Source organism: Mariniflexile sp. HNIBRBA6329 (assembly GCF_043558645.1).
In the GTDB taxonomy this organism is placed as follows: domain Bacteria; phylum Bacteroidota; class Bacteroidia; order Flavobacteriales; family Flavobacteriaceae; genus Mariniflexile.
The window spans coordinates 379,669-392,185 of record NZ_JBIFXS010000003.1 but is presented as its reverse complement, the minus strand read 5'-3'; the positions used below and the strand labels follow the sequence as shown (position 1 = coordinate 392,185).

General features: G+C 34.3%; 8 protein-coding genes. 6 read left to right on the top strand and 2 right to left on the bottom strand.

Going from position 1 to position 12,517, the window contains the following annotated elements:
• Window positions 1-73 precede the first annotated feature (73 nt).
• Window positions 74-2,524 carry a primosomal protein N' gene (priA, locus tag ACGK9U_RS06195; protein WP_394465494.1) on the top strand — a complete coding sequence of 817 codons (2,451 nt, stop codon included), beginning with the start codon at window positions 74-76 and terminating at the stop codon, window positions 2,522-2,524.
• 18 nt (window positions 2,525-2,542) lie between these two features.
• Here the strand turns inward: priA and ACGK9U_RS06190 are convergent, their stop codons facing one another.
• A complete protein-coding gene (locus tag ACGK9U_RS06190) occupies window positions 2,543-3,238 on the bottom strand; it encodes a LytR/AlgR family response regulator transcription factor (protein WP_394465493.1) in 696 nt (231 codons plus the stop codon).
• 209 nt (window positions 3,239-3,447) lie between these two features.
• Here ACGK9U_RS06190 and rpsF point away from each other — a divergent pair, with 209 nt between their 5' ends.
• The 5 genes from rpsF (at window position 3,448) to hisS (ending at window position 6,934) form a co-directional block, all read left to right on the top strand.
• Complete coding sequence (gene rpsF, locus ACGK9U_RS06185; protein WP_117176518.1) at window positions 3,448-3,786, top strand: 30S ribosomal protein S6; 339 nt, start codon at window positions 3,448-3,450, stop codon at window positions 3,784-3,786.
• 2 nt (window positions 3,787-3,788) lie between these two features.
• Window positions 3,789-4,085, top strand: coding sequence for a 30S ribosomal protein S18 (gene rpsR / locus ACGK9U_RS06180; protein WP_117176520.1), 297 nt, complete (start codon window positions 3,789-3,791; stop codon window positions 4,083-4,085).
• Window positions 4,086-4,098: 13 nt separating this feature from the next.
• On the top strand, window positions 4,099-4,548 hold the full coding sequence (gene rplI / locus ACGK9U_RS06175) for a 50S ribosomal protein L9 (RefSeq protein WP_394465492.1): 450 nt from the start codon (window positions 4,099-4,101) through the stop codon (window positions 4,546-4,548).
• A 148-nt stretch (window positions 4,549-4,696) separates the two neighbouring features.
• On the top strand, window positions 4,697-5,167 hold the full coding sequence (locus tag ACGK9U_RS06170; RefSeq protein ID WP_394465491.1) for a DUF6495 family protein: 471 nt from the start codon (window positions 4,697-4,699) through the stop codon (window positions 5,165-5,167).
• Window positions 5,168-5,275: 108 nt separating this feature from the next.
• Window positions 5,276-6,934, top strand: a complete 1,659-nt coding sequence (gene hisS / locus ACGK9U_RS06165) for a histidine--tRNA ligase (protein ID WP_394465490.1) — start codon at window positions 5,276-5,278, stop codon at window positions 6,932-6,934.
• A gap of 90 nt (window positions 6,935-7,024) precedes the next feature.
• Here the strand turns inward: hisS and ACGK9U_RS06160 are convergent, their stop codons facing one another.
• Window positions 7,025-12,388 (bottom strand): choice-of-anchor D domain-containing protein, encoded by a 5,364-nt coding sequence (locus tag ACGK9U_RS06160; protein WP_394465489.1) that lies wholly within the window; start codon window positions 12,386-12,388, stop codon window positions 7,025-7,027.
• Window positions 12,389-12,517 lie beyond the last annotated feature (129 nt).

Below are 12,517 nucleotides of genomic sequence, written 5' to 3'. Positions count from 1 at the left end.
GTTTCCTTTAAAATTTTAAAATCGAATTTTATTTTCTAAGATAGTTTTTAAAGGAAACCTGCTATCTTTGATTATGCTAAATTTTATAGATGTCATTATACCCGTACCACTTCAAAAGTTGTTTACTTATAGCATTACAACTGCTGAATCTGAATTTTTACAACAGGGTATGCGCGTGTCTGTGCCTTTCGGAAAATCAAAAATTTATACAGGTATAGTCACTAAAATCCATAACGATCCACCAACAACCTATGAAGCAAAAGAAATTCATCAAATATTAGATGAAGATCCAATTGTTAACGAAAAACAGTTACAACTGTGGCAATGGATAGCCAATTATTACATGTGTACATTAGGTGAAGTGATGCGAGCAGCTTTACCAAATGCATTTATTTTAGAGAGCGAAACGGTTATTACCAAACACAGCAAAATTATAGATGAATCTATATTGAAAGATGATGAGTTTTTGGTTTATGAAGCATTGCAGCACCAATCATCATTAAAAATCCATGATATTTCCAATATTCTTGATAAAAAAAATGTACTTCCCGTTATCAAACGATTGATTGAAAAAGAAGCCATTTCAGTAGAAGAAGAAGTGTATGAAAAATACAAACCAAAATTAGTTAGATATGTAAAGCTGCACTCAAACTTTACATCGGAATCATCACTTCAAAAATTGTTAGACGATTTAAGTCGCGCACCCAAACAGCATCAAGTTATTTTAACCTTGTTTTCTATTTCGGCAACAACAAAAAAGCCTGTAAAAGTAGCCGATTTATCAAAGGAAAGCGATGCTTCCCCAGCCATCATAAAATCATTAATAGATAAAGGCATTCTTGAGGAATATTTTATTCAAACAGACCGAGTTCAATATTCGGGTGATGAAAGTGAAGATTCAAAAAACTTAAACGAATATCAAAGCATAGCATTAACCGAAATAAAGGAATCGTTTAAAGAGCAATCTGTGGTGTTGCTTCATGGTGTAACATCTTCAGGTAAAACTGAAGTATATGTAAAACTTATTGAAGACGTTTTAAACAAAGGACAACAAGTGTTGTATTTGTTGCCTGAAATAGCATTAACAGCACAATTAATCACCCGTTTACAAAATTATTTTGGCGAACAAGTGGCAGTGTTCCATTCTAAATATTCGTCGCATGAACGTGTGGAGGTTTGGAATAATGTGTTAAACAATTCCGCGAAAGCTCAAATAGTTTTAGGTGCACGTTCTTCTATATTTTTACCATTTAATAGTTTAGGTTTGATTATTGTAGATGAAGAGCACGAACAATCTTTCAAACAATTCGACCCAGCACCGCGTTACCATGCACGCGATACCGCTGTTGTTTTGGCACATATACACGAAGCGAAAATGCTATTAGGTTCGGCAACCCCCAGTTTGGAAAGTTTTTTTAATGCGAAACAAAATAAATACGGTTTTGTTGAAATTACCAAACGGTTTAATGATGTTTTAATGCCCGATATTGAGTTGGTTGATATTAAGGATAAGCTAAAAAAGAAGTTGATGAAAGGGCATTTTAGCGACCGACTTATAGAGGAAATGACTGAGGCTTTGCGCGACGGCCATCAAATTATACTATTTCAAAACCGACGCGGATTTTCGCCTATTGTAGAATGTCATACCTGTGGGCATTCACCGCAGTGCCCTAATTGCGATGTTAGTTTAACTTACCATCAATATCGCGACCAATTACGTTGCCATTATTGTGGGTTTGTTGAAGTGATGCCTAAAACCTGTAAAGCTTGCGGAAGTCCCGAATTGGATAATAAAGGATTTGGAACCGAACAAATAGAGGCCGAAGTTAAATTGTTATTTCCAGATTACAAAGTTGCAAGAATGGATTTAGATACCACACGTGGTAAATATGGTTATGAGAAAATAATTACCGCCCTAGAACAGCAAGAAATTGATATTTTGGTGGGAACACAAATGTTAACCAAAGGCTTGGACTTTAGGAACGTCAAGTTGGTGGGCATTATGAATGCAGATAACATGCTAAACTTCCCCGATTTTAGAGCGCACGAACGCAGTTTTCAACTCATGTTGCAAGTATCGGGAAGGGCAGGACGTACCGAAGAACGTGGAAAAGTGTTAATTCAAACCTATAATCCGCACCATAATATATTGCAGCAAGTATCTACCAATAATTATATAGATATGTATAACGAGCAAATGAACGATCGTTATAATTATAAATACCCACCTGTTTATAAACAGATCAAGATTACTTTAAAGCATAAAGATTTTAATAGAGTGGATACCGCTTCCATTTGGTATGCTAAATCTTTAAGGAATGTATTTGGTGATTATATTTTAGGACCCGAATCGCCACCAATAGCCAGAATTAGAAATCAATTCCATAAAAACATTTTGGTAAAGATTCCTAAAAAGCAGTCATTGTCAAAAACAAAAGAAGCTATCATTAAAATAAATAATAGCTTCTTAAGTGTAAAAGATTTTCGGTCGGTTAAAGTAATTTTAAATGTCGATAACTTCTAAATTTAGTTGGTTATAAATTTAAATATTATTTAAAGCATCAACCAATTGAGTCTTTTTATTTCTGCTTAAAGGAATTTCGTAAGCACCAACTTCAACATTTTTACTGTTAAATCTGTCTATTTTATCTAAATTCACGATATACGATTTGTGAATTCGTAAAAATTTACCTTCAGGCAATTCGGTTTCAAAAGATTTCATAGTAGATAGTACTACTAAGCTGTTTTCTTCTGTAACAAGTTTTACATAATCACCAAGGGCTTCAATCCACTTAATGTCTTTTATGTACACTTTACGTTTTTTTAAATTACTTTTAACAAAGATGTGTTCACCCTCTTCTTCGTTAAAATCTTGGGTTAATTTATGCTGCTCTAGGGCTTTTTCTACAGCTACGTTAAAACGTTCTCTCGTAATTGGTTTATGTAAATAGTCGGTAGCATCATAATTAAATGCTTTAAAAGCATATTCGGTTTTACCGGTTACAAAAATAATTTGAGGTTTGTTGTTTAAAACATCCAAAAGTTCAAATCCGTTTAGCACTGGCATTTCAATGTCTAAAAAGATTAAGTCTACTTGGTGCGTGTTTAAACCATTTTTGGTTTCTAAGGCACTACTGTACTCTGCAATTAAGTTTAGAGCGGGGTGGTTCTCTACTAACTTAACAATAGAGAGACGCTGTATTGCTGAATCGTCTACTACTACACAGTTTAAAGTCATAACATTTGTATTATTTCGGTTAAGATATCGACAATAGTACAAAAAATTCGGCTAAAAACCAAAAAACATCGTTAAACTGTTTAATTTAACATAATTTTAACATTTGTTTCCTAATGCAAATATAGTATAAAATATAGTATCAATATAGTTGTTTAATATGTTTTTATTAGCTATTTTTGCACCCATTTTTAACAATAAACACGATTTTTATGAATCATTATGAAACTGTTTTCATCTTAAATCCCGTTTTATCTGAAGACCAGATAAAGGAAACAGTAAAGAAATACGAAGATTTTCTTGTTTCTAACGGCGCTAAGATGGTATCAAAAGAAGATTGGGGGCTTAAAAAATTAGCTTATCCAATTCAAAACAAGAAAAGTGGTTTTTATCACTTATTCGAGTACACTGTTGCCGGTGAGGTAATTAATACTTTGGAAGTAGAGTTTAGACGTGACGAGCGTTTTATGCGTTATTTAACGGTAGCGTTAGATAAGCACGCTATTTCTTGGGCAGAGAGAAGAAGAGTTAAACTTAAACAAAAAGCTTAATTATGTCATCTATAGAACAACAATCTAAAGGAAAAAAAGACGGAGAAATTAGATATTTAACTCCTCTTAATATTGATACAAACAAGAAGAAAAAGTATTGTATGTTTCAAAAATCTGGAATCAAATATGTTGATTACAAAGATCCAGATTTTTTATTAAGATTTATAAACGAACAAGGTAAAATTTTACCAAGACGTTTAACAGGAACTTCATTAAAGTATCAAAGAAAAGTGGCTGTTGCTGTAAAAAGAGCACGTCATTTAGCTTTAATGCCTTATGTAGCAGATTTATTAAAATAAAATACCGATAACAATGGAACTTATATTAAAACAAGACGTTGAAAATTTAGGATTTAAAGACGATGTTGTAACAGTTAAGAACGGTTATGGTAGAAATTTTTTAATTCCTCAAGGACAAGCTATTATGGCGACGGTTTCAGCTAAAAAAGTATTAGCAGAAAACTTAAAGCAAAGAGCTTATAAAGAAAAGAAAATAGTTGATGAAGCTAACAAAATTGCTGAGGCTTTAAGAGCTTTAGAAATTAAAATAGCTGCAAAAGTAGGAACAGGCGATAAATTATTCGGTTCTGTAAATAATATTGATGTTGCTGCTGCTTTAGAAAAAGAAGGTCAGTCTATCGATAAAAAATTTATCACAGTTACTACAGTAAAACGCACAGGAAAATACACTGCTGCTATACGTTTGCATAGAGAAGTAACAGTAGATTTAGAATTTGAGGTTATAGCACAAGCTGCTGAGTAATTTCAAATAGATTTATATAAAAGCCTCAACCTAGTTGGGGCTTTTTTGTTGTTTTTTAGACCTCACAGGTTTTTAAAACCTGTGAGGTCTCTTAAGAACAAGATTTAACTTTAAATAATTATTCCCTCCAAGGAGATTAAGAAGGAACATGAAATATTCAAGACTTACAAAAGAGCAATTTGAAGAACTGCACCAAGAGTTTATAAATTTTTTGGCTACCCAATCTATTACTGCCGATGAGTGGGCTAATTTAAAAGCCAATAAACCTGAATTGGCAGAAATGGAATTAGATGTTTTTAGCGATTTAATTTGGGAAGGCGTTTTAAACAAAGCAAAATATTTAGAACATTTTTCGGCACAACACATGTATTTGTTCCGTTTAGGAAAAAATAAAATGAAAGCTATTGTGGTAAACGTAAAGAATAAAAGCGTAGATATTACCACCAAAGAAGGCTATAATTGGCTACGCGAAAATTTGATGGACGATACCGTTGAATTTTTTCAAGCAGATAAAGATTATACCGACGATAAAAACCTAGATAAGTTTAAAATGATTGAACAAGGTGCCGTAATAACCAAAGGCGATTTGTTTAAGTATTTTGATGAATTAATCAATTAGTCTTTTGTAAATTCGCGGCTAATACAAATTTGTTTAATTGTTTATGCGTTGAATTGTTTAGTCGTAACGACCAATTCGTAATTCGTAATTCGTAATTCGTAATTGAATATGGCTAAAAAACCAAGCATCCCAAAAGGAACCCGAGATTTTAATCCTGAACAAGTAGCAAAACGCAATTATATTTTTAATACCATTCGTGGTGCTTTTGAAACCTTCGGATTTCAACCTATTGAAACACCAAGTTTTGAAAACTCTGAAACCTTAATGGGAAAATATGGCGATGAAGGCGATCGATTGATTTTTAAAATTTTGAATTCTGGTAATTTTTTAACCAATTTTAATGATTCAATTAAATCAATACTTACTGATTCTATCTATAATTTACTTGGTTTTTTAAGCAAGGAATCATTAGATTGGAAAATATATAAAGATAGATTTTTAAAAAATATTCCAAATGAAATTAGAACAACAAAAAGAATACAATTATCAGAAGAGAAAATTGATTTTGAACAGTTGGCATTGGATTTATGGAATATAATTGAAGATAAAATTCTTAATACTGAGAGTAATACTGAGATATTTATTAAAGAAGGGGAAAATAGATTTAGTAAATATGTTTTACTTGTCTTAGGCGAATTTTATAATAGGGACGGGGAAAATTATTTATCCAAATATATCACCGAAAAAGCCCTACGTTACGACCTAACCGTACCATTTGCACGTTACGTAGTACAACACCAAAACGAGATAGAATTCCCATTCAAACGTTATCAAATTCAACCTGTTTGGCGTGCCGATAGACCACAAAAAGGGCGTTTTAGAGAATTTTACCAATGCGATGCCGATGTGGTTGGTAGTAAATCGCTTTGGCAAGAAGTGGAATTTATTCAATTATACGACACCGTTTTTTCAACTTTAAAACTGGAAGGTGTTACCATTAAAATCAATAACCGTAAAATACTTTCTGGTATAGCGGAAGTTATTGGAGCTTCCGATAAACTCATCGATTTTACAGTCGCTTTAGATAAGCTTGATAAAATAGGTGAGGATAAGGTAAAAGAAGAAATGCTTTCCAAAGGTATTTCAGAGGAAGGAATTTCTAAATTGCAACCCTTATTTACCTTATCAGGTTCGTTTGAATCACAAATAGAAAGTTTAAAAACCATTTTATCTGCTTCAGTAGAAGGGACAAAAGGCATTGAAGAATTGGCTTTTATAAATGAAGCTATTTCAGAATTAGGTTTGAAAACAGCTACTTTACAATTAGATGTTACGTTGGCACGTGGTTTAAACTACTACACAGGCGCTATTTTTGAAGTTGCTGCACCAAAAACCGTACAAATGGGTTCTATTGGTGGTGGCGGACGTTATGACGACCTTACTAGTATTTTTGGAAAACCAGATACCAGTGGTGTAGGCATCAGTTTTGGCTTGGACCGTATTTATTTGGTATTGGAAGAATTAGGTTTGTTCCCGGAAACGGTGACTAAAAACGTAGAGGTTTTGTTTATCAATTTTGGAGATAAAGAAGCCTTGTACTGTTTAAAAGCTATTAAGGAATTACGTTCCGCAGGTATTCATACTGAATTATACCCGGATGCCACTAAAATGAGAAAGCAAATGGATCATGCCAATAAAAGAAATATTCCGTTTGTGGTTTTAGTAGGCGAGGAGGAAGTTACTTCAAATACCTATACTCTTAAAAACATGGTTTCGGGCGAGCAGTTTAAACTATCGATTTCCGAACTTATAAAACATATAAAATAAAAGAGTCCTAATTATCTCATTAGGACTCAGTTATAAAGCTTGATAAAATGATGGTAGATTTGGAACTACAATTGACTAACTCAAAAAGCTTTAATTTATTAATACTTTTTTAGAAACTATTCCAGCATCTGTTTTAAGTTTTATAATGTATGTGCCTGAACTTATGTGTTTAGGTTTATACTCTAAATAATTTTTGTTTGTATTATCATTCGATTGAAAAACAGATTGACCTAAAACATTAAATATTTCGATAGATATAATATTTTTTAAATGAGGATTGTGAATGATTACACTCCTGTTTTCATTTGAAAAATAGACTTGAAGCGAACTGTTTTCAATATTATTAGTATTTAATGACGCTTGATCTTCATTAGCAAATGTAACTTCAAAACGGTTTAAGTATTTTCCGGGTGATAGATATACGTCATATTTGCTTTCCTTTAAATTATGATAAGTGTTTAACTGTTTATCATGTAAATAAATATTCAAATCGGTATCTATATTTTCTAAAGCCTCAATTTTAATAGAAGCTAAACCTTGTTTGCTAATTTTTATTCCTAAAGGAAGTATTTGTTCAACATCCAATTTATTTACGGCTTGTATAATGAAATTGTTGTTGTTGAATACCCAAAATAGATCTTCATTGTTGTTTTCTACAAGTGGCGCATCATAACCTAAATCAAAATTATTAGAGGCATTCTCATCTGCACCCACTAATAATTGACGGTGGTACCCTTTAGGTGAATCAAACTTTAGTCTAATTTTTTGTCTACTATCAACATTAGCTGTCGTTGAAGCCGTTTGTTTACTTTTTGTATTTGAATTTTTTACAAATAAAGAAGTACCAGAAGTTTCGGTAACAAAAGCACGCTGACTGTTTTTGAATATTATGTTGCCGCCATCAATGGAACTTGCTAAGTTGGGATCGTTGCTGGTTCCTACAAGTGCAGGGTCTAAAATGGCATTTACAAAAAAGCCTTGAGCTACTGGAATATAACGTCCGGGTACTTTTGTGCCTACAACACCAGTTGCTTTAATTCTTGCATCATTACTAACGGCAGGAGTGCCACCCATTAAGGTGTACGTAGCATAACCACCTTGATATTCTGCTAAAGCGTGTGTGTTGCTAGCAAAATGATCCCAGAAATAAAGTGCACCACTAATAACATTGTTAGTGTTATTTCCACCATCTTTTATATTATCTCTGATGAATTCGTCTGCATCTAAGGCTGAAGGGTATGGGTTTCCAACTAAGTACTCGTTTCCAGCTGAAATAGATAGTGTAATATCACCATTATTAGGTTTTCCGTTAAACACATAGTTTTGTGTTTGGGTTATATTACCACTGGTGTTTGCAACTCCTTTCATGGTAAATCCTTCTGCGGGTAATATGGTTCCATTTCGTCTCATATGTTGCCATGAGCTGTAACTGTCATAGGTTTTATTTGCGAATTTCCATATCCAATAGTCTGCAATGCTAATATTGGTTCCGGATGTATTGCCATTATAGCCAGAGGTTAAGAAAGTAATGTTATTTGGAGTCGCTGATACAGTACCATTTTTCAGAACATTATCTATCATTCTGTAACTATTGTTATTGGATGTGCTATTACGAATCCCTACTGGTGAAGACCAATAATTATATGTAAATAAATCTTTAGTGCCTTGTTGGTCTCTTTCAATATAACCGCTACTTGTTACGTCCAATTTGCTATCGGGCCCTTGAACTAATTGGGATTCGCCATCTAAATCTACAAAACCGTCAAGTTTTAAATACCAACTTACACTAAGTTCAGAGTCATCTTGTATACTAAATTCTATTGGGTTTGAACTAATTTTATCTAGAGCATCAACTATAAGGCCTACATGTTTTTGATTGGCGTTATAAGTAATAGCATCGTGTGAAATTTTTACAATGGACCAATCGTAAGTAACAGCATCATTACCATTTACACCTTCACCGGGGATATTTAATGCTGTAAGTAAGGAGGTTCCGCTTTGTTGCGTAACGAATGGGAGAGGTGCCGATTGTACATCTATAATTTTTGTATTGTATATTTTTGCGCCACTACCAGTATCTATGCTAGCAGTTGTGAAATCATCAAGAATATCGTCTTTATAAGCATCCATTCTAAAATACCTTTTCACGTTTGCCCAAGGCAATGCGGAAGCCACATCTGTTATAGGGTCATAATCGGTTACATCCAAAGGAATTATGGCACCTCTTGTGGTTCCAGAGTTGTTTGATAGCTCTTGATAAATCATTTTATGAATTTCATTAGCAGTTAAAGCTTTGTCAAATACACGTAATTCATCCATATACCCATGATAATGTTTATCACCTGCTGATGATCGTCCTATCATAAGATTAGATGCATCTGTAATACCTCCAGAAGCATTACTAGCTTCTTCAACACCATTAATATATAATTTAGTACTTCCGGATTTTGTGGTGGCTGCAATATGAGTCCATCTACCATCTACAATGGCTGTTGTAGAGGTTAGTGTAGTCCCTTCAACTACAACACTTACTGTGTTATCTGCATGGTTTACTCTTAAATAAAAGTCATTTTGACCAGCAACTATTCTATCTTGATTAAGGGTGTTAGCGCCATTGGATCTTATAAAAACCATTATGGAAGCATCTCCAGAAGGGATCACATTCGTATCTTCTCCATAATCATTACGACCATCAAAAAATAAATGGAGTTTTCTGTCTAAATCTCTAGGTGAGCCAAAACGGTTATCATCAGTATCAAATAAATCGACGATGCCATCGCCATCGGCATCATTGGTATCGTCTATAACACCATCATTATTGGCATCTAGACTTGCATAAAGTGTACCAGCAATATCCCAAGTTGAACCATTCGACATCGTATCTATATAATCAGGAATGCCATCGCCATCTGTATCCTTAACATAGTAAACAGTTCCTGTAACAGTTCCTTGGCTATCATTACCATAGGCATTTGTATAGTTATTAGCGCTGCTATGAAAATCGTAAATATCTAATATACCATCCCCAAAGTATTCCGGTGTACCATCACCATATACATCTTTTTCACGAAATGCTTCCGATTCTGGTCCGTCACCAACGCCATCGCCGTTAATATCGCCATCACCATTTTGGAAGTAAGCATTTCCAGTATTTCCAGTTCCCGATTCATCTACGTCAAAAATGCTATCATTATCACTATCTAAATCATGGTAGTTAGGTACACCATCACCGTCAGAGTCTAATACAACATTTCCTTCTGCTGCATCATGCATTCCATTACCATTAGCATCTACCCAAGCAACATCTATTTTTCCAGTACCGTTACTAAGATGACCTAACCCAATTTCAACAATATCAGGAATCCCGTCATTGTCATCGTCTAAATCAAAAATATCAGCAATGCCATCGTTATCAAAATCGCAAAGGGTTTGTCTAATTTCAATATCATCCAAAGCCAAGTCGTTACCCGTACCACCTGTTTCATTGTTGGTAAAGATTACTTGAAACTCGGTGACACTAAAAGTTAAATTTGCAGTAAACTGATGCCAGCTATTTGTAGGATCGCCATTAATGGATGGTGGGATGTTTCCAGTAGTAACTACTGCTGGTAGGCCTGTTGCAATATTTGTTAGCACATTACCTGCCATATCTTGGAATTCCACTTTTATATTTGGTCTTAATCGAGTTGCGATTCCTGGTGCCAATGTAGTATCTAGGTTAAGTACCCAAAAACTATAAGTAATAGGTACATTGGCAAGGGATCCTCTTATGTGTGCCGTATAGAAAATACCTGGATCATAAGAAGCATTAAACATAGCCATTCTACCATTTACATCGCCCGAAGTATGGTCTTCTCCAGTATACCAATAGGCATCTGCCCAAGAAGACACTTCGCCATTAGGCGTATCATTAACACCATCGCCATCGGCTGCTTTATAGTACAAAGTGTATTCACCATCGTTTAAGTCGATAGAATTTAAAGATGTACAGCTTCCTGTATTGGTGCCTACTGTACCATCTTCATAGCAATATGTCGTTAAGGCATCGTAAGTTGTGTTTATTGTTGTACGATTTCCAGTTCCAAAAGTTTCTTCTAAGAATTTATAATTTACAGAATATGAAATGGGTGAATTTCTACAATCTGCTTCTTCTTCTGAATCGATGATACCATCATTATCATCATCAATATCTATATTGTCAAAAATACCATCATTATCACTGTCATAGAACAGTTGAACTGCGGTACCTTGAATAACAAAATCGTAAACTGCTTCATTAGAGTCGTTATTATTTACTGTAACAGTACAGGTTTTAGTCCCTACGCTCACACCTGTAAAAGTAACCCCAAACGTGGTAGTACCCCCAGAAGTTACAGGAGAACTATAGGCTGTTGTTATTGAGAAATCGGTTGTGTTGGATAAGGTGATGCTAGAAACTGTTAAATTTGCTGTTCCAGCTGTATTATCTATCGTAAACATTCTTTCTAAAGTATTGCCCACATTAATGGATCCATAATTGGTGCCATCTACATTATCTGGTACGGTATCCCCATCTACAATCTCTGTAAGTACAGTGCCTCCCATAATTTTAATTTCTGGGGCTGGTGTAAACGATGTACCCGACAAAGTAAAGGTATAAGGGTTCTCGTTGCTGTCATTGTTATTAATGTTTATTACAGCTGTATGCGTACCGTTTGCCAAAGGGTTATAGTTAACGGTAAATGTTACATTAGATCCCCCAGCAATATTTGTGTTTTGGGCTGGTTGCGATGTAATGGAAAAATAACCTGAAGGGTTACTGGTAAATGTTATATTGACCCCTTGGCTAATTATTAATGTACTAGCCGCAGCAGCAGTGTTTTTTATAGTAAACGTATGTGGGGTGTTGCTGCCAGTACCAACAGTTCCCCAGCCTGTATTATCGGTGGTAGTGGGTGTCGCGTCTCCAGTGACTATGCTAACACCTAGACCTGTTACATCAATTTCTGGTGGTGGCAATGTTCCTGTACCTTGAATACTAAATGTCCAAGGATTTTCATCAGGGTCGTTACTATTTATAGTAATTGTAGCTGTTCTAAGTCCAACTGCAGAAGGGTTAAATGATATTGTAAAGGTAGCACTATTGCTTCTTGCTATTGTAGAAATGGAACTTGTAATAGTAAAATCTGAAGCATTTGTACCTGATTTAGTAATACTAGTGATGTTTAAAACATTATTGGATGGACTTCCGCCTGAATGTGTGTTTTGTATTTCGAAAGTTTTTACAACTGGGGTTCCAATAGCTGTACTGCCAAATTCCGTGCCTTCTCCAACAGAGGGACTTGTGTCTCCTCTTTGTATATCCATTAGTGGAGAACCTCCACGAACATTAATGTCTTGTGATTGCGAGTAGCCTCTGGAAACTAAAAGACATAAAAAGAGCAGTGTTGAAAAAGTGAGAGACAAATTTTTCATAATGGTTAATTTTTATTTTGGGACTAATTATTTTAACAATTTACGGTTGTAAAACTATGTATTTTATCCATGAAATGCAAATATATTCGATAAAATACATATGTTGAATTTTAAATAATTGAAAATCAA